Raw genomic sequence first — 16,921 nt, 5'->3', positions numbered from 1 at the left:
GCCGGCCGCGTGCACACGGGAATCTCGGATCATGACAGCGATCATCGAGATCAACGAACTGCGCAAGAGCTACAAGTCGAGCACGGCGCTGGACGGCGTCACCCTGCGGGTGGAGCGCGGCGAGATCTTCGGCATCGCCGGGCCCAACGGCGCGGGGAAGACCACGCTCGTCGAGTGCGTGTCGGGGCTGCGGCAGGCGGACGGCGGCACGCTGCGCGTGCTCGGCCTGGATCCGCGTACCGACCGGCGGGTGCTGCTCCAGCGCATCGGCGCCCAGCTGCAGGAGGCGGCCCTGCCGGACGCGCTGAAGGTCGGCGAGGCGTTGCGGATGTACGCCTCGTTCTACGACAAGCCCGCCGACTGGCGGGCGGTCATGGACGAATGGGGGCTGGCGGACCGGAAGGGCGTGCGGTTCGCGAACCTGTCCGGCGGCTGGAAACAGCGGCTGTTCATCGCGCTGGCCCTGGTCGGCAACCCGGAGCTGGTCATGCTCGACGAGCTCACCACCGGCCTCGACCCGGCCGCCCGTCGTACGACGTGGGGTCTGATCCGCGCCATGCGCGAGCGCGGGGTCACGGTCGTGCTGGTCACCCACTTCATGGACGAGGCCGAGGCGCTGTGCGACCGCCTCGCCGTCATCGACCACGGCCACGTCATCGCCGAAGGCACGCCTCGGGAGCTGATCGCGAAGGCGGGATCCGACTCGCTGGAGAACGCCTACTTCACCCTGACCGAAAGGACGGAAGCGGTATGAAAGGCATCACGCAGGTGGTCACCGTCGAGCTGAAGCTCATCGTCCGGGATCCGATGTCGGCGTTCTTCGCGCTCGTCTTCCCCGTGATCATGCTCTGGGTCAAGTTGCGCGGCGGCGACAAGCCGCTGCCCGGCGGCACGCCGCTGATCGACGCGACGGTGCCGATGCTGATCATCTTCGTCGTCGGCCTGGCCGCGCTGGTCGTCCTGCCCGCCACGCTGGCGCACTACAGGGAGCGGCGGGTGCTGAAGCGGCTCCGCGTCACTCCTGCCTCGCCGACGATGTTGTTCGGGGCACAGTGGGCCGCGCACATGCTGCTGGCCGTGCTGGGATCGGCGCTGATCATCGCCATCGGCGCGGTCGCGTACGGGCTGAACGCGCCCGGCCACCTCCTGGGGGTGCTGGTGGCGTGGTTGCTGAGCGCGCTCAGTCTCGGCGCCATCGGTCTCCTCCTCGGCGCCGTCGCCCCCACCGGGCGGGCCGCGACCGTGATCGGGTTGAGCCTCTTCTTCCCGATGGTCTTCCTGTCGGGCGCCGTGATTCCGCGCGAGAGCATGTCCGGCTCCATGCGGGCCGTCGGCGACCTCTTGCCCATGGCCCCTGCGGTCCAGGCGATCCGTGACGGTTGGGCCGGCGGCGTGGCGTCGCCGATTACGCTGGGCATCATGGTCGCGATCTCGATCGTCGCGGGTTCTGTCGCCCTGAGGGCGTTCCGGTGGTAGGGCCTGGCGCCGGCGTGGAGGTCACGCGCTGGGATCGTGTGCAGCCGGCGCTGCCGTACCTGTTCATCCTCTTCCCCGCGGTCTTCGCCCTGCTGCGGGAGTGGCGGTGGGAGGTGCTGGCTCTCACGGTGTTCGCGGCCGCCTGGCACTGGTTGATCGTGACCAAGTGGGCCGCGCGCCCGTTGCCGCTGATCGCCTACTTCGTCGTGCTGCTGGCCGTGGTCGCCGTCCTGGTCAGGATCGACACGGTGTTCACGGTGACCGGCGTGGGGGTGTTCGTCCAGTGCTTCGCCCTGCTGCCCGGGTGGTGGGCGTACGGAGGGGTGGCCGCCACGGTCGGCGTGCTGGTCGCCGCCCGCCTCGAGCCCGGCCGCCCCCCGGCCGAGCTGCTCTCCTCGTTCGTCGTCGGCGTGCTGATCGCCTCCGCCACCGGCCTGATCATCAGGACGATCGCCGAGCAGAACGACCAGCACAAGGCGGTGATCGCGGAGCTGAAGGACAAGAGCGCCAAGCTGGCGGCGCTCGCCGAGGACAACGCGAGCCTGCACGCGCAGCTCTTGAGCAGCGCCCGCGAGGCCGGCGTGCTGGAGGAACGGCAGCGCATGGCCAGAGAGATCCACGACACCATCGCCCAGGGGCTGACCGCCATCCTCACCCAGGTGGAGGCCGCTGAGGCCGCGGTCGGGGAGGACGCGCCGGCGGCCCGGTCGCGCCTGGACACGGTGCGGACCGTGGCCAGGGAGAGCCTGACCGAAGCCCGCCGCTCCGTTCAGGCGCTGCGGCCGGGGCCGCTGGAACACGAAGCCGAGCTGGGGACCGTGCTGCGTGACTTCGCGGAGAAGTGGTCGCGGAGCACGGGCGTGGCCGTGTCCGTGGGGGTCACCGGCGATCCCCGCCCCTTGCACGCGGAAGTCGAGACCTCCCTCCTCCGGGTGGCGCAGGAGGCGCTGCACAACGTCGCCAAGCATGCTTCGGCCGATCGGGTGCGGGTCACTTTGTCGTACATGGACGATGTGGTGGCGCTGGACGTACGGGACGACGGGCGTGGGTTCGATGCGGACGCGACGGATGGGGGAGGGTTCGGCCTCACGGCGATGCGTCAGAGAGTCACCCGTTTAGCCGGAAATTTCGTGATCGAGACCGCTCCTGGTCTGGGGACGGGGATCTGCACTACTGTCCCGGCCATCCCCGCCGGCCCGAACCTGGGATCGTGACCATGCCGCCGATTCGTCTGATCATCGTGGACGACCACCCGATCGTCCGCGACGGCCTGCGCGGCATCTTCGACGCCGACGAGGCCTTCGAGGTCGTCGGCGAGGCGGCCGACGGTCCCGAGGCCCTCGCGGTGGCCCTCCGCACCAACCCCGACGTCGTGCTCCTGGACCTCCGCATGCCGAAGATGACCGGCGCGGAGGTCATCCGCCGCCTCCGCGAGCAGACTCCCGGCATCCATGTCCTGGTGCTGACGACGTTCGACAACGACGCCGACGTGCTGCCCGCGATCGAGCAGGGCGCCACCGGCTATCTCCTCAAGGACACGCCCCGGGCCGAACTCTGTCGCGCCGTGCATGCGGCGGCGCGCGGCGAGACCGTCCTGTCCCCTGCCGTGGCCGGCGTCCTGCGGCAGAAGGCACGGGAGCCGGAACAGCGCACGCTCAGCCCGCGGGAGCTCGAGGTGCTCAGGCTCATCGCCCGGGGGGCGACCAACCGTGAGATCGCCGGCCGGCTGTTCATCACCGAGGCGACCGTGAAGACGCATCTGCTGCATGTCTTCGCCAAGCTCGAGGTCAAGGACCGGGCGGCCGCGGTGGCGGCGGCGTACGAGGTGGGCCTGCTCAAGCCGGCGGCCGACGGCTGAGCCGACTCAACTGGTGGTCCTGACAATCCTCCACTGGCCATCACGGGGGAAAAGACCCTAATCGCCTCGGGCGACCTGAGGATTGACGGCGAGTAACAGTGGAGCGATCCCTTTCGCCAAGTCGCTACGGACGGCTACCAACCTCGGTGAGCTGGCAAAACAAGAACATCTGTCGGGTGGGTGTCCATCTTGCCCTGATACCTGAGGTTTTCTGACACGGGAATGTTGCGATCATGGTGACTATTGGTCAACTCGCCCTCATTCTCTGTTATGGTCCCTTCTTGTCCAAAAATTGGGACAACCTATACCTTCTAGGAGGATCATGAGGCGCACACAGAGGATGGTCGCCCTCACTACGGTGCTGGCCGCGGCCACCGCTCCCCTGCTGGCCATCGCCTCTCCGGCGGCCGCCGCGCCCGCCAAGGCCACCACCCAGACGGCGCAGAACCTTCCGCTGGACTGGCTGACCCTCGACGCACTCAGCGGGTCCCAGCTGCTGCAGCGCGTCAAGGGGCTGCTGAGCAAGGGCTACGTTCCCTCGGCGTTGAGCGTGTCGAACGCGGCGAACCCGCAGTACACGTCCGTGTGGATCAAGGACACCACCCGCAAGGTGAACGTCCTGCAGGGTCTTTCCACCACCAACCTGCAGAAGACCATCAGCGACCAGCTGAAGGCCGGCTTCCAGCCCGCCATGATCACTGGTACCGGCACGGGCGCGAACGCCGTGTTCGGGGCGGTCTTCGAGAAGACCACCGAGCAGGTCAAGTCCCAGCTGGGCCTGACGAAGGAGACCTTCGCGAAGGTCAACGCCGAGTTCGCCGCCGCCGGCTACAGCGTCGCCTCGCTGGACGTGTACGGCACGGTCGAGAGGCCGCTGTACGCAGCCGTCTGGGTCGCCGGCGCCGCCACGGGCACCGTCCAGGTGACCCTGGGCCAGACCGTGGAGCAGCGTGGGCAGGAGCTCCTGGCGAAGGCGAAGCAGGGCCTGCGCCCCGTCCTCATGGCCGTCGAGCCCGGCAAGCTCTACACCACCGTGTGGAGCAAGGGCAGCGCGACCGGGCTGAAGGAGTACCTGAACCTGTCCCGCCTGACCTACACGCTCAAGGCCACCCAGATGAAGGCGCTGGGATACAAGCCGACGATCCTGGACACCGAGGGTGGTGTCTTCGCGGCGATCTGGAGCAAGAGTTAGGACCCGTCGGTCCGTGGGGTGACGATCCGTCAGGCCGGCGATCGTGGGCTGAGTCCGGCACAGGAAGAGTGTGCCGGACTCAGCTCCACGATAATGCACGGGCCTGGCGGCATCCGAGAAACGTGCCACCCTTGAGGCGTGGACAAGCCGTCCTCCGATGCGCAGTTCGCCGTGTGGCGCCACGCCATGATCGGCTCGCCCGGTCCGCCCCCCGATGAGGATATGGGGACCAGGGTTTACTGGGGAGATTTACAGCCGCTGCGCGAACCCCGCGCTCTGCCGCCGCCTGACCGAGTGTGGAGTGAGCGCGAGTGGCAGATCATCCGGCGCGGCCACGTCCCGGCAGATATGGACGACAAGTGGGTCGCTTTCGTCGAGCACGATCGCTTGTACCTGCACCGGAGCTGGACGGGCGACCAGCTGTTCCAAGCGGACTTCCAGCCGTGTGACCAGGGATGGCAGGTCATCAGGGCGGCGGCCGAGTCACGCGGCCGGTGGCGCAAGCGTAAGTACGCCCGTTCAGACCGCCTGCTGCTGGAGTTGTTGATCGACACGGTCCTCCTGGGGACCTACGACGAGGTCCGCTGGCGGCGCCTGTGGGAGCTGGAGAATTGACCGGCGTTGAGCCTGCGGCGGCGGGAATGGCCGAAGCGCGGCTCCGACGGGACCTTGACGACCCGAACACCCCGCCACAAGACCTGGTGGCGGGGTGTTCGGCTTGGAGCCCAGGAAATCGGGACGCGGGCGGCCGGCTCAGCTGCAGCGGGCGACCCGGGTCACGGCATACGGCTTGTAGACGGCGGCGTAGAACTTCTTCTTGCCCTTGGTGTTGGCGTTGACCGTCATGCAGCGGTACTTGGCGGCCTTGTCGCCGACCGACCCCTTCCGGACGAACGTGATCTTCACGCTGACCTTGTGGCTGCAGTGATTGTTGAAGTAGATCGTCACGCTCGTGTTGCCTTCGCCCCAGGAGTAGTTGGCCCACTTGCTGCTGGGCTTGGAGCATCTGACGCTGTCACGCTCGACCGTCGCGGCGGTTGTCGCGCTGGTCTGTGCGCCTGCCTGTGCGGAGGCGGCCGTTGCCGGGGTCAGCAGCATGGCCGCCGCAGCGGCGGAACCGAGCAGAACGGACGTGAGCTTCTTGCAGTTCATGCTTCAACCTCATGAAGGCGGTAGATCTTGACAACGGCACCATACAGACTGTCCCAAATCAGAGTAAAGACCAGACCGTATTGATTCCGTCAACGACTGGGTACGCGCTGTCGTCGAATCGGTGGTGCCGCCATAGGCCGGCCGCACGCTCCGCCCGTACTGCTCTGGCCAGGGCCATCAGGACGGGACGCCGGAGCCTGAGGCGGAACTAAACTGGGACGATTCGTTATCTTGTATCTTTCGTGTTTATGAAGGTAGGGTTGGCGTCATGACCGCACCCAGGACTCCGACCACCGCCGAGGAGCTGCGCGGTGTCGGCCTGCGGGTCACGGCCGCCCGCGTCGCGCTGCTCGAGACCGTCCGGGACGGCCACCACCTCGACGTCGAGGCGATCGCCTCAGGGGTACGCGATCGCGTAGGCCATGTCTCCCTTCAAGCCGTGTACGAGGCCCTCCACGCGCTCACCGCGGCGGGACTCGTACGCCGCATCGAGCCCGCCGGCAGCCCGGCCCGGTTCGAGGGGCGCGTCGGGGACAACCACCACCACATCGTGTGCCGGTCGTGCGGCGCCGTCGCCGACGTCGACTGCGCGGTCGGCCATGCGCCCTGCTTGAACGCGTCAAACGACCACGGCTTCTCGATCGACGAGGCCGAGGTCATCTACTGGGGCCTGTGCCCCGACTGTTCCACCGCCCGCACTTCGTGAGATGCGCCAAGTCCGGAAGGATCCCATGTCTGAGAACCATGATGCAATCGTCACAGACCCGAAGCCCGAGAGCGAAGGTGGCTGCCCGGTCGCGCACGGTCGCGCCGCGCACCCGACTCAGGGCGGCGGAAACCGGCAGTGGTGGCCGGAGCGCCTCAACCTGAGGATCCTGGCCAAGAACCCCGCCGTGGCCAACCCCCTCGGTGAGGAGTTCGACTATGCCGAGGCGTTCAAGAGCCTCGACCTCGCCGCCGTCAAGCAGGACATCCTGGAGGTGCTGACGACCTCGCAGGACTGGTGGCCGGCCGACTTCGGCCACTACGGCCCGTTCATGATCCGGATGGCATGGCACAGCGCGGGCACGTACCGGATCAGCGACGGCCGCGGCGGCGCCGGGGCCGGCCAGCAGCGCTTCGCGCCCCTCAACAGCTGGCCCGACAACGGCAACCTCGACAAGGCTCGCCGCCTGTTGTGGCCGGTCAAGAAGAAGTACGGCCAGAAGATCTCGTGGGCCGACCTCATGATCCTCACCGGCAACGTCGCCCTTGAGTCGATGGGCTTCAAGACCTTCGGCTTCGCCGGCGGCCGCGCGGACGTCTGGGAGGCCGACGAGGACGTTTACTGGGGTCCCGAGTCCACCTGGCTCGGCGACGAGCGCTACACCGGCGACCGGGAGCTGGAGAACCCGCTCGCCGCGGTCCAGATGGGCCTCATCTACGTCAACCCGGAGGGCCCGAACGGCAACCCGGACCCGCTCGCCGCGGCCCGCGACATCCGTGAGACGTTCCGCCGGATGGCGATGAACGACGAGGAGACGGCCGCCCTGATCGTGGGCGGCCACACGTTCGGCAAGACCCACGGCGCGGGCCCGTCCGAGCACGTCGGCCCCGACCCCGAGGCCGCCCCGATCGAGGCGCAGGGTCTCGGCTGGAAGAGCACGTTCGGCACCGGCAAGGGCGCCGACGCGATCACCAGCGGTCTCGAGGGCATCTGGACGAACACCCCGATCACGTGGGACAACAGCTTCCTCGAGATCCTGTACGGCTACGAGTGGGAGCTGTTCCAGAGCCCCGCAGGCGCGAACCAGTGGCGGCCGAAGGGCGGCGCCGGTGCGGGCACCGTACCCGACGCCCACGACCCGTCGAAGAGCCACGCCCCGACGATGCTCACGACCGACCTCGCGCTCCGCTTCGACCCGATCTACGAGCAGATCACGCGGCGCTGGCTCGAGAACCCCGACGAGCTGGCGGACGCCTTCGCCCGGGCGTGGTTCAAGCTGACCCACCGCGACATGGGCCCGGTCGTGCGCTACCTCGGGCCGGAGGTCCCGGCCGAGACGCTGCTGTGGCAGGACCCGCTGCCGGCGGTGACGCACGAGCCCATCGACGCCGAGGACATCGCCGCACTCAAGGGCCAGATCCTCGCCTCGGGCCTGTCGGTGTCCGAGCTGGTGTCCACCGCGTGGGCGTCGGCCTCGTCCTTCCGTGGCAGCGACAAGCGTGGCGGCGCCAACGGCGCGCGCATCCGCCTCCAGCCGCAGAGCGGGTGGGAGGTCAACGACCCCGACAGGCTGGCGACGGTACTGGGCACGCTGGAGGGGATCCAGAAGGCCTTCAACGGCGCCCACACCGGTGGCAAGCAGGTCTCGCTCGCCGACCTGATCGTGCTCGCCGGTGGTGCGGCTGTCGAGCAGGCCGCCAGGAACGCAGGTCTCGACGTGGAGGTCCCCTTCACGCCGGGCCGCGTGGACGCGTCGCAGGAGCAGACCGACGTGGAGTCGTTCGCCGCGCTCGAGCCGACCGCCGACGGGTTCCGTAACTACGTGGGGAAGGGCAACCGGCTGCCGGCCGAATACCTGCTGCTCGACCGGGCGAACCTGCTGAACCTGAGCGCCCCCGAGATGACGGTCCTCATCGGTGGCCTCCGCGTCCTGGGCGCGAACTACCAGCAGTCGCCGCTCGGCGTTCTCACCACCACCCCCGGGTCGCTGACCAACGACTTCTTCGTCAACCTGCTCGACCTGGGCACGACGTGGAAGGCGACCTCCGAGGACGCGAACACGTTCGAGGGTCGCGACGAGGCCACGGGTGAGGTCAAGTGGACCGGCACCCGTGTCGACCTGGTCTTCGGGTCGAACTCGGAGCTGCGCGCGCTCGCCGAGGTCTACGCGAGCGATGACGCCAAGGAGAAGTTCGTGAAGGACTTCGTCGCGGCGTGGGACAAGGTCATGAACCTGGACCGGTTCGACCTCGTGTGATCACGACGTCCAGGTCGGCCCGCGCCGGGCCGACCTGGACGTGCGCCGCATAGCCGCAAAATTTCATACCGCAGAGATTGATGAAAAGAACTTTCAGGGATATCTTCATGATCGACCCGTCCTTTCCCCATGGGCGGGCGAGATGTCGACATGTTCCCTGACGGCGGCTTTTTCCCTTCTCACCGAGGTTGATCACCATGCCGCCAACGTAGTTCCGTCGCCACGGGCTCATCGACATCAAGGAATTGGGCGCCCAGCCGTATCCCCCCATACGCGCCTTCCAGAGTGAGGTGAGCATGCCCGAAACCGGCAGGCCGACCTGGCCGAAGACCCTCAGATTCGCGATCACTGCCCTGTTGGTCACCCTCGCGGCGGCCCTGATCCCCCAGGCCGCCTCAGCGCAGGACATCAGCACCCTGGCCGTGGCTCACAAGAGCCCGTTCAACTGCGGGAAGACCTTCTACGCCAACAACTGGACCCCCGGCCACAGCCCTTCGGGTGCTCTCGACTGGCAGGACTATGGGGGCGATGACATCAACGGCGAAACGGTGCGTGCCACCGCTTCGGGCACCGCGTACTTCTACGACGCGGGAAGCACGAGCTACGGCAAGTGGATAGAGGTCCGTCACAGTGACGGCACCAGAACCCGCTATGCCCACCTCGCCACTATGGCGCGGTCGGCCGGTGGCTCGATGAGCGTCAACCAGGGCACCACGATCGGGACTGTCGGCTCGACGGGCGGCTCCAACGCGCCGCACCTGCACTACGAACAGCGGACGTCCACCGGCGCGATGGACACCAGCCCGACCGTGGACGGCGTGACCGTGTCCCTGGGTCAGAAGAAGGCCATCACGAGCACGAACGCGTGCGGCGGCAACCCCTACACCCCTGAGGAAGTCTGCGGCAGCGGTTACTCGGTCATCGACTCGGCCGGCCTCATCGGTGGCAGTACGTACCTGCTCTACAACTCGGGTGACGGCTACAACTGCGTCGTGACGCTGAAGACGACGAACCTCGGCACGTCGACGTCGATGTCGGCCTTCCTGGAGCCGGAAGGGGAAAGCAGGACGACCGACTCGGGCAGCTACGGCTACTACGCGGGGCCTGTGAAGCGCCACGCGGCCGGACAATGCGTCAAGTGGGGCGGCTCGATCGGCACCAGCACATACACCAGCCCCTTCGAACACTGCGGTTAGGAGCGCGGCAAGATACTCGGTGCGGCGGCGTGACCGCGGGTGCTGATGCCCGCCAGACGGAAGCATCACCTGATGTCACGCCGCAAGCGCCGGCCGGGTCCGCCCCGGCACTTCGGCTACTTCGGCCTGTTTCATCGGAGAGCTGGATACATCGTGCTCTCGATGTTGGCGAATCTCCAAGGTGGCTTGCGAAAATTCCGTAAGGCGCCTTACGATCTCCGGATGATCAACACGGAGCGGCCGTCGTACGACGAACTCGTGGCGCTGCTCGGCGTGCCCTTCTCCGTCGAGAACGCCCGCGCCCGCTGGGGCTCACTCGTGGAGGAGGCCAGGAACGGTAGGACCGTAATGATCACCCGCGAGCGGTGGGAGTGGGCCGGACTGGTGCCGCTGTCGAAGGTGGGCGGAGTGTGGAGCGGCCTGCCCCTCGTGCCGCTGTCGGAGGCGCGGTCCAAGCTCGGCGACCTCGTCCGCCAGGTCGCCGACCCGTATGGAGAGCCCGTGCTGCTCGGCCGCCATCGAACCCCGGTCGCCGGCCTCGTCGGTTCCCATGTCCTGCTGGACAGGGCCGCCCCCTCAGATCATCCGGCCGCCGACGCGCTGCTGGTCGGTGGCCACACCATCACGCTCTCCCGGGATCCCGTGGAAGGACTCGTCGTGGCGATCGCCCGCGATCAGGACGGCGCGGAGGTCTCGGCCGGGGCGGGCCGCAACACCCGTGAGGCGCTGCGCGCCCTCGCCGAGCCGCCACCGTGGGGTGACCCGGGCTGGCCTGCGGCCGGTATGACCGGCGCGCCACCAGCCGGCGGCTCCTACGATCCCAGGCGGTCGGCGAGCTGAGCCGCATATAGGCTCGGCGGCCACAGCCCGCTCTTGTTCGTCCCCTCGATGTGGCCGGCGGGGTAGTCGGACCACCAGTTCACGCCTGAGGCGCCACCCTTGGTGCCGATGGCGTAGTTCTGCGCGGTGGGCGGGCGTTGCACGCAGGCTCTGCGGCCACTGTCGACCGTGCAGTTCCACAGCACGCTGTGCGCCGAGGACCAGCCATGGCTGGAGATGTGACCGCGGCTGTGCAGGTTCAGCACCCAGGCCTTGTCGCTGCGGGTCTCGATCTCCTTGATGTTGTCGAAGAGCAGGCCGTGGGTCCAGCGCTGGTGCCCGCCGCTCTCGGTATATCCGTACTTGTTGTAGCCGTCCACCCACACGCAGCCGGAGGTCCTGGTCGAGCCGTTGGAGACGAACGCGTGGCGCGCCCACTGGGACCACAGGTCCCGGAAGAGGATCTGCTGAGACCAGGGTCCGGCGTTGAAGTTGTAGCGCCGCTCGCCGATCAGCTTCGACCGGGGGTAGCTGGCACGGACCGACTGAACGGTGACCCGGGTGGCGCGCTGGCACAACACGCCCGAGTAGCTGAACTCCAGCAGGTGGCAGTTCCTGACCCAGGCGTCCTCCACGCCGTCGAGGACCACGCAGCTCTGCTGGTGGTTCTCATCCTCCGCGGGAGGCGCGCCCATGGTCACCCGGAGGTTCTCCACGCCGACGTTCCTGATCAGACCCGCCTGGTTCCAGGCGTAGACGTACGACTGGCTCAGCGACCTGACCAAGTGGTTGAAGACCGGGGCGCATACGGTGACGTTCTGGTCCTCGATCGCCTTGATGTAGCGGTTGTAGACGATGGGGCGCGAGCCCACCGGCCAGGGCTCACCCGTGCGGACGCCGCCGTTGCCGATGGCCTTGCCCCACGCGGCGGTGTGCGGATGCACGATGATCAGATTGTCGCCCACCTTGAGCTGGGAGGCGTCGCTCACCTGGAAGGTGCGCGCACCGACCTGCACCCGGCTGGAGACTATGTCGGTCCGGGTTCCCGGCTGCTGCCCGTCCCAGTTGCTCACGCTGCCGCCCACGCGGATGACGGTCGCCACGGTGCCCGCCCCGGTCCCGACGATCACGGTGTCCTTGGTGGGATCGCCCCACATGCCGGAGCCGCGCAGTACGACGCCGCTCTGCCGGACGCGGATCGTGCCCGCCACCTGATAAGTGCCCGGCTTGAGGAGCAGGGCGCCGCGAAAGCCGGTGTCGTTGAGCGGCAGGGCGGCGACCTTGTCGAGCGCCTGCTGAATGTGACTGGTGTTGTCGCCTCTGACCGGGCCGATCTCCAGCACCACGGGCACCGTGGGCAGGGCCGCCTCGCCGTTGCGGTACCCGGCCCAGCTGAAGTCGGGAATCCGGTTCCCTGAGGTGTCCGCGCGGTAGGCCAGCCCGCCGCCCGCCCCTCGGTAGACCAGCTGGGACTGCCACTCCGCGCTCTCACCCGCGCGGGCGGCGGCAGCAGTGGGGGACAGGCTCGCCGCGCCCATCGCCCCTAACCCCATCGCCAGTGCCTCCCGCCGTGACCAGACACCCATCACGTTCACCACTCTCGCAGAGACAACCTCGCCCTCAGGGCAGTAGACCACCCGCCGATGACGCGCTATACCACCGGCATACTGGGCCCGCCGCTGCGGGCCACGCTCGGCACCGGGCGTCCCGGCCGCGCACGCGCTTGGCTCAGTGGATCGGCGGCGACGCGGCGGGTACCGTCGATCGGCCCCGAAGGCTCAGCGAGGACCCCGAAGGTTCAGCGAGGACCCCGAAGGCTCAGCGAGGACCCCGAAGGTCCAGCGAGGACATCGGCGACTCGTGGAGCAGCGCGACGCCGGCGATGAGCGCGAAGTCGCACACCGGCCCGTCCATCGCGCCGAACACCGACGGCCGCAGTCAGCCTCCGGTGACGTCGCGGTCCTGATGGTGGATCTCCGCGCGCCCGCTCATCACACGTTCTTCTTCTCCGGTACGGCCTGCTTCTCCTCGACGTCCTCAGCGTCGGTCGCCAGGCTCTCCACGCCCTTCAGACGGTCCGCGTCTTCGGCGGGATCATTCCCCGCGTCTCCGGAACGCCCCTCCGCCCCGCCGTCGCCTGAATCGCCCACGGCATCGGGACCGTCCTCCCCGGCCGGGCCGGCCTTGCCGGTGTCCTCCTCCGCGTCGGCCGGATCGGCGGCCTCCCCGCCGTTCTCCTTGTGCGGGGCCGGCACCACGATCTCCTCGGTGTCCTTGTTACGAGTCACCCAGAGGTAGACCAGCGCGCCGACGAACAGCACGATCGAGGTCCACTGGTTGATCCGCAGCCCCAGGAACGTCACCGCGTGGTCCACCCCGCCGACCGGGTCGATCCGCAGCCCTTCGATCCAGAACCGCCCCAGCGTGTAGCCGGCGACATAGAGGGCGAACAAGCGGCCGTGGCGCAGCGTGAACCGCCTGCCGGCCAGGATCAGCCCGAAACCGAGCGCCAGGTCCCACAGCGATTCGTACAGGAACGTCGGGTGGTAGAGCACGCCTGGCTCGCCGCCGTGCGCCTGGTCGATCTCCAGGCCCCATGGCAGCGTGGTCGGGCTGCCGTACAGCTCCTGGTTGAACCAGTTGCCCCAGCGGGCGATCGCCTGCCCGAACGCGATGCCGGGCGCGACCGTGTCGGCCACGGCGCCGAGGGACAGTCCCCGGCGGCGGCAGGCCAGCCACACGCCCACGCCTCCCAGAGCGACCGCGCCCCAGATGCCGAGCCCGCCCTCCCAGATGAACAGCGCCTGGTAGGGCTCCTTGATCGCGCGCGGGCCGAAGTAGGTCTGCCAGTCGATGATGACGTGGTAGAGGCGGCCGCCGATCAGGCCGAAGATCACCGCGGGGACCGCGATGTCGTTGATCGTGCCCTTCTCGCCGCCACGGGCGCGCCAGCGGCGCTCGCTCAGCCAGACGCCGACGATGATGCCGAGGATATGGCACAACGCGTAGGCCCGGATCGGGATGAATCCGAGATGCCAGACCGCCTCGGAAGGGCTGGGAATCACGGCAAGGGGCATGCCGGCGAGGGTAGCGGACGGGAGACTATTTGGCCGCCTTCGTGACCTTATTGCGCCATTCCTACGGCGTGTGTCCGCCTCGCCACGGCATACACCCAGCTCAGCTGACAACCGGCGGCTGCCGTGCTAGGAGTTTCGAACTCCTGACGTTCCGCCCGCCAATAGTTGCGACGACCCAGAGAGGTCCCGATCTGGCGAACGCTGGACGCTGCTGGGAAGAGAACCAGTATTTCGGAATCGCGCCGCACGCTGATACGTCCTATGAGACCTTGATCATTGGTGGATGGATGGGTATCGGGCTTGGCCCTGTTTGGATTCTGGCCGCAATAACCTGTTTCTTCTCGTCCGCACGTGCAAGTGCCCCTCGGTTGGAAAGGCTGGGGGTTGGGCGGGAAGTACGGAGCGCAGGGCGTAGCGGCATTTCTCGGCCACACGGCAAGAAGCATGGTTGTCCACGGCATGCAACAGATCGAGGCGGGCCAGAGGCATCAAGCGCTGCGAGCCGAGCACCCACCGCGATACGACATCGAGGGCGCGGGGAGCGATTCCCCGGCCGCGTACCGTCGCTGATGTCCAGTAGCCCACCTCTGCCGAAGCACTGGTGGGGTCGACGCTCGCCTTGACCACAACGTGGCCCACTGGATCGCCGACTTCGTTCTTGTCGCTGCCGCACTCCAGGATGGCGAAGCTGAATCGGACGCCATCGGCCCACCCTTGGTTCTGTTCATCGATCCACCGACGGGCTTCTGCCTCGCTGACCAGAGAGGTGGTCAACCAGCGGCGCAGCAGTGGATCACGATGAGCCGTCACGAGGGCCGTTGCATCCTCAGCCCGCCACGGTCGCAGGCGCAGCGCGGACGCGGACGCAGTCGGATTCGCGGACAGTATGACGGTCATGGCGCTCCTCCATCGATGTCTCCACCGACGCTCTACGAGGACGGGACTCGAAACACCCTCCCACCTGCCCGCCGGTGCGCTGGATCCTGTGCGATCACCTCTGCTCCGGCTGCTGTCGACGCCCACAGGCGTCATGAACCTGGCCGAGAAGACGCACAAGATGGACTCGTTCCACTGGAGTGAGCACGGCGTACGGCGCGGCGGCAAGTTCATCCGTTCGCTGGTCCGCCTTGGCGAGGGCTATGCGGTCAGTCGCAGACACTGACGGCCATGGCCCGCTCCATCCATTCGCCCGGGCCTTGCCGATACCTGGTCCGGCGAGGCTGCCACAGACGCGAAACGCCACAGAGCGATGATCGCTTCGGAGCATCTCGGCTGGAACTGAGTGGTCAGAGTATTAGTCTGATTCAGGGACGACTCGGACGGAGGTGCGGACGCAGATGAGCGAGACCGATCCGCACATCCACGTCGAACAGAAGGTGATGCAGGCCGGTGCCGCCTTCCGCAACATGATCGTGTCGACGACAGGCCTCGTGCCCGACACACCGAGAGTGGTCACCACCGGTTGCGGACTCCAGGTGCCCTATGCGATGACCTCTCCTCGTCCGGAAAGCGTCACGTGCCTCGCCTGCCGGGAACACGCTCACCGGGAGCACCTGCGCTTCGCCGACCAGGTGGAGCGCCTGAGCCGGATGCCTGGCGCGCCCATCATCGGCGATCAGGCGGCCGAGGCCGCGCAATGGGCTCGGGACCGAGCGAAGAAGTTCTCCGGTTAGCGCGGAGGAATCCCGAGCGGCGCCGTAGCGAGCGCGGCACGCCATACCGGCGATATACCGACGCTCTCTATGCTGACGAGCCCGCGCCTACGGATCATGTTGAAGGAACATCGTGCCCCGTCCTGTACTCGTTGTGTTCGTCGCCTTGCTGCTGTCGATGCTGCCAGGTGTGTCCCACGCCGAGGCCCCTGGCGTGGTGGGGACTGCGGGAAACCTCATCCGGGAGGTGGAGCCGCGGGCAGACGGGATCAGGCACATGGACACCAAGGCGATGATCACGGCGTTGAAGGCGCTCGACGCGAACACCTACGTCTATCCGCTGGCCGGTGGCTACGATCACTGGGAGGACCTGCGGAACGAGTTCCTGCCGGCCGCCGCGGACGCCGGGATCGACGTGTGGGTCATGGTCTACGCGCCGAGCCAGTCGGCAGTCTCCCGGCCACACGGGCACGATTACGTGAAATGGTCCAGCGAGCTCGCCACTCTCTCGAAGAGCCACCCGAACCTGATCGGCTGGACCGTGGACGACTACGGCTTCGACCTCAGGACGTTCACCCCGGCGTACGTCAAGCAGATGCGGGACGCCGCCAAAGCGATCAACTCTTCGTTCAAGTTCATCCCGACGGTCTACTACAGCCAGTTCACCGCGGCCTTCATCGCCGAGCAGGCCCCGCTGCTGGACGGCGTGATCTTCCCCTTCCGTGATGAGCCGGTCCGGGACACCTCGTGGACGTGGAGCCTGTCCTACCAGGTCAAGGATCTCGCCAAGCGTCTTCCTGGCACCGACATCTACCTGATGCCGTACGCCCACCCGCTGAGCCGTACCGCCCTGAAGCCGACCGTGTCCTACGTCGAGGCGATCACCAAGAAGGCACTCGAGCACGTTCGCGCGGGAGAACTCACCGGAGTCCTGCAGTACAAACTCCCCTACATGTCGCGCGATCCCGGATGGACCCGCCCCACCACCGACAACCTCGCCCGCACCGGCAACGGACGGCTCAGCTTCGTCGTCGAGGCCGACACCGTCACCATGGCTGGGATGTCGTGCGGCGCCACACAGAAGGTCCAGCTCACACCCGGCGCGACCAACCGCACAGTGAGCTTCTGGCACCGGGCCAACCGCGGAACCGGGAGCCCGGCCGGCTACCACATGAAGCAGCTTCTCCTCAACGGCAGGGTGGTGTGGGAGCGGGACGTCGCCGCTGATCCGTACACGTGGCAGAAGGCGACGATCGACTTGACGGCCAAGCTGGCCGGGGCGACGAGCGCGACGCTGCAATGGCGGCTGTACGAGCGCAAGGGCGTGGGCAACTACTCCGTCGACGTGCGAGTCGACGACATCGTGACCACCGGCCTGACGCTGAGCGACCCCGGCGTGGAAAATGCCGTTACCTGGACAGCTGGACTGGCCCGCCAAGGCGGCCCGGTCCACTGCTCCGCCCAGGTCTACCACCAGAACTACGGCGCCGATCTCGGTGCGCGCATCGCCAAGTTGTACGCCGCCGGATAGCCGCG

At 67.7% G+C, this 16,921-nt stretch carries 18 protein-coding genes; 13 read left to right on the top strand and 5 right to left on the bottom strand.

The genetic code is table 11. The features are described from left to right. Positions 1-31 precede the first annotated feature (31 nt). From ETD86_RS00545 to ETD86_RS00520, 6 genes are all read left to right on the top strand, one after another. Positions 32-754, top strand: coding sequence for an ABC transporter ATP-binding protein (locus ETD86_RS00545; protein WP_138664059.1), 723 nt, complete (start codon positions 32-34; stop codon positions 752-754). After that, the gene (locus ETD86_RS00540) at positions 751-1,476 is read left to right on the top strand and encodes an ABC transporter permease (RefSeq protein WP_138664058.1); all 726 of its coding nucleotides are present in this window, start codon (positions 751-753) and stop codon (positions 1,474-1,476) included. The genes ETD86_RS00545 and ETD86_RS00540 overlap by 4 nt, the downstream gene beginning before the upstream one ends. Positions 1,477-1,490: 14 nt before the next feature. Then, a complete protein-coding gene (locus ETD86_RS57790) occupies positions 1,491-2,690 on the top strand; it encodes a sensor histidine kinase (RefSeq protein WP_246147465.1) in 1,200 nt (399 codons plus the stop codon). 2 nt (positions 2,691-2,692) lie between these two features. Beyond that, positions 2,693-3,334: a response regulator gene (locus tag ETD86_RS00530; RefSeq protein ID WP_138664056.1), complete on the top strand. Its 642-nt coding sequence runs from the start codon at positions 2,693-2,695 to the stop codon at positions 3,332-3,334. A 322-nt stretch (positions 3,335-3,656) separates the two neighbouring features. After that, complete coding sequence (locus ETD86_RS00525) at positions 3,657-4,526, top strand: hypothetical protein (RefSeq protein WP_138664055.1); 870 nt, start codon at positions 3,657-3,659, stop codon at positions 4,524-4,526. A 138-nt stretch (positions 4,527-4,664) separates the two neighbouring features. Further along, complete coding sequence (locus ETD86_RS00520) at positions 4,665-5,141, top strand: hypothetical protein (protein WP_138664054.1); 477 nt, start codon at positions 4,665-4,667, stop codon at positions 5,139-5,141. 138 nt (positions 5,142-5,279) lie between these two features. On the opposite strand, the gene ETD86_RS00515 is transcribed toward ETD86_RS00520, so the two are convergent. Beyond that, positions 5,280-5,678, bottom strand: a complete 399-nt coding sequence (locus ETD86_RS00515; protein ID WP_138664053.1) for a hypothetical protein — start codon at positions 5,676-5,678, stop codon at positions 5,280-5,282. A 268-nt stretch (positions 5,679-5,946) separates the two neighbouring features. On the opposite strand from ETD86_RS00515, the gene ETD86_RS00510 reads away from it, so the two are divergent. Then, positions 5,947-6,384 carry a Fur family transcriptional regulator gene (locus tag ETD86_RS00510; protein ID WP_138664052.1) on the top strand — a complete coding sequence of 146 codons (438 nt, stop codon included), beginning with the start codon at positions 5,947-5,949 and terminating at the stop codon, positions 6,382-6,384. 25 nt (positions 6,385-6,409) lie between these two features. Then, positions 6,410-8,641 (top strand): catalase/peroxidase HPI, encoded by a 2,232-nt coding sequence (katG, locus tag ETD86_RS00505; protein ID WP_138664051.1) that lies wholly within the window; start codon positions 6,410-6,412, stop codon positions 8,639-8,641. Here the strand turns inward: katG and ETD86_RS54720 are convergent. Further along, the gene (locus ETD86_RS54720) at positions 8,610-8,990 is read right to left on the bottom strand and encodes a hypothetical protein (RefSeq protein WP_170222797.1); all 381 of its coding nucleotides are present in this window, start codon (positions 8,988-8,990) and stop codon (positions 8,610-8,612) included. The genes katG and ETD86_RS54720 overlap by 32 nt on opposite strands. 7 nt (positions 8,991-8,997) lie before the next feature. Between ETD86_RS54720 and ETD86_RS00495 the strand changes: the two genes are divergently transcribed. Together ETD86_RS00495 and ETD86_RS00490 are read left to right on the top strand one after the other, a co-directional pair. After that, complete coding sequence (locus ETD86_RS00495; RefSeq protein WP_246147464.1) at positions 8,998-9,837, top strand: M23 family metallopeptidase; 840 nt, start codon at positions 8,998-9,000, stop codon at positions 9,835-9,837. Positions 9,838-10,059: 222 nt separating this feature from the next. After that, positions 10,060-10,677, top strand: a complete 618-nt coding sequence (locus ETD86_RS00490; protein WP_138664048.1) for a type II toxin-antitoxin system Phd/YefM family antitoxin — start codon at positions 10,060-10,062, stop codon at positions 10,675-10,677. On the opposite strand, the gene ETD86_RS00485 is transcribed toward ETD86_RS00490, so the two are convergent. The 3 genes from ETD86_RS00485 to ETD86_RS00475 all read right to left on the bottom strand — a co-directional run bounded on the left by ETD86_RS00485 (position 10,650) and on the right by ETD86_RS00475 (position 14,630). Then, positions 10,650-12,242: a peptidoglycan-binding protein gene (locus tag ETD86_RS00485; RefSeq protein WP_138664047.1), complete on the bottom strand. Its 1,593-nt coding sequence runs from the start codon at positions 12,240-12,242 to the stop codon at positions 10,650-10,652. The genes ETD86_RS00490 and ETD86_RS00485 overlap by 28 nt on opposite strands. Positions 12,243-12,647: 405 nt before the next feature. Next, positions 12,648-13,733 (bottom strand): prolipoprotein diacylglyceryl transferase, encoded by a 1,086-nt coding sequence (gene lgt, locus ETD86_RS00480; RefSeq protein ID WP_138664046.1) that lies wholly within the window; start codon positions 13,731-13,733, stop codon positions 12,648-12,650. 273 nt (positions 13,734-14,006) lie between these two features. Next, positions 14,007-14,630: a GNAT family N-acetyltransferase gene (locus ETD86_RS00475; RefSeq protein ID WP_138664045.1), complete on the bottom strand. Its 624-nt coding sequence runs from the start codon at positions 14,628-14,630 to the stop codon at positions 14,007-14,009. Positions 14,631-14,718: 88 nt separating this feature from the next. On the opposite strand from ETD86_RS00475, the gene ETD86_RS54715 reads away from it, so the two are divergent. The 3 genes from ETD86_RS54715 (at position 14,719) to ETD86_RS00465 (ending at position 16,916) form a co-directional block, all read left to right on the top strand. Next, on the top strand, positions 14,719-14,895 hold the full coding sequence (locus ETD86_RS54715; protein WP_170222807.1) for a hypothetical protein: 177 nt from the start codon (positions 14,719-14,721) through the stop codon (positions 14,893-14,895). Positions 14,896-15,070: 175 nt separating this feature from the next. Further along, the gene (locus ETD86_RS00470) at positions 15,071-15,406 is read left to right on the top strand and encodes a hypothetical protein (protein WP_138664044.1); all 336 of its coding nucleotides are present in this window, start codon (positions 15,071-15,073) and stop codon (positions 15,404-15,406) included. 112 nt (positions 15,407-15,518) lie between these two features. Further along, on the top strand, positions 15,519-16,916 hold the full coding sequence (locus tag ETD86_RS00465) for a hypothetical protein (RefSeq protein ID WP_138664043.1): 1,398 nt from the start codon (positions 15,519-15,521) through the stop codon (positions 16,914-16,916). Positions 16,917-16,921: the final 5 nt, after the last annotated feature.

The organism is Nonomuraea turkmeniaca (genome assembly GCF_005889735.1).
Classification (GTDB): Bacteria; Actinomycetota; Actinomycetes; order Streptosporangiales; family Streptosporangiaceae; genus Nonomuraea; species Nonomuraea turkmeniaca.
This window is presented reverse-complemented; position numbering and strand designations above follow the sequence as displayed.

Coding starts and splice junctions, on each gene's coding strand:
- ETD86_RS00515 (WP_138664053.1), bottom strand. CDS start 5,678: ATGAACTGCAAGAAGCTCACGTCCGTTCTGCTCGGTTCCGCCGCTGCG.
- katG (WP_138664051.1), top strand. CDS start 6,410: ATGTCTGAGAACCATGATGCAATCGTCACAGACCCGAAGCCCGAGAGC.
- ETD86_RS00475 (WP_138664045.1), bottom strand. CDS start 14,630: ATGACCGTCATACTGTCCGCGAATCCGACTGCGTCCGCGTCCGCGCTG.
- ETD86_RS00485 (WP_138664047.1), bottom strand. CDS start 12,242: ATGGGTGTCTGGTCACGGCGGGAGGCACTGGCGATGGGGTTAGGGGCG.
- ETD86_RS00530 (WP_138664056.1), top strand. CDS start 2,693: ATGCCGCCGATTCGTCTGATCATCGTGGACGACCACCCGATCGTCCGC.
- lgt (WP_138664046.1), bottom strand. CDS start 13,733: ATGCCCCTTGCCGTGATTCCCAGCCCTTCCGAGGCGGTCTGGCATCTC.
- ETD86_RS00540 (WP_138664058.1), top strand. CDS start 751: ATGAAAGGCATCACGCAGGTGGTCACCGTCGAGCTGAAGCTCATCGTC.
- ETD86_RS00470 (WP_138664044.1), top strand. CDS start 15,071: ATGAGCGAGACCGATCCGCACATCCACGTCGAACAGAAGGTGATGCAG.
- ETD86_RS00510 (WP_138664052.1), top strand. CDS start 5,947: ATGACCGCACCCAGGACTCCGACCACCGCCGAGGAGCTGCGCGGTGTC.
- ETD86_RS00525 (WP_138664055.1), top strand. CDS start 3,657: ATGAGGCGCACACAGAGGATGGTCGCCCTCACTACGGTGCTGGCCGCG.
- ETD86_RS00490 (WP_138664048.1), top strand. CDS start 10,060: ATGATCAACACGGAGCGGCCGTCGTACGACGAACTCGTGGCGCTGCTC.
- ETD86_RS00545 (WP_138664059.1), top strand. CDS start 32: ATGACAGCGATCATCGAGATCAACGAACTGCGCAAGAGCTACAAGTCG.